The organism is Paenibacillus sp. BJ-4 (genome assembly GCF_020404765.1).
Lineage (GTDB): Bacteria > Bacillota > Bacilli > Paenibacillales > Paenibacillaceae > Paenibacillus.
Genome location: NZ_JAIVEM010000183.1, coordinates 1 through 211 on the forward strand (window position 1 = coordinate 1; position 211 = coordinate 211).

Sequence of the window (211 nt, forward strand, 5' to 3'; positions counted from 1 at the left end):
ATCTGGGAGAAACGGGGTGTTACCCCTGTTTCTCCAGGCGATCCAGGTGGATCGCCATCTTCTTCATGTTCTGCACGGTTGCCGTCATGAGGGCTTGTTCCCTGATGTTCGGAAGTCCGCGCAAACGGCAATAGCGAAACCCATGGAGCTCTTTGGCATCCGCGAAGCTTCGCTCAATCGTCTCTTTTCGTTTACGGTACAGCTGTTTCCC

Annotated in this window: 1 protein-coding gene; it reads right to left on the minus strand. The window is 54.0% G+C overall.

Going from position 1 to position 211, the window contains the following annotated elements:
• Window positions 1-19: 19 nt before the first annotated feature.
• A partial coding sequence (locus tag LCF57_RS26405; RefSeq protein ID WP_226003316.1) for a transposase occupies window positions 20-211 on the minus strand: 192 nt, incomplete at its 5' end.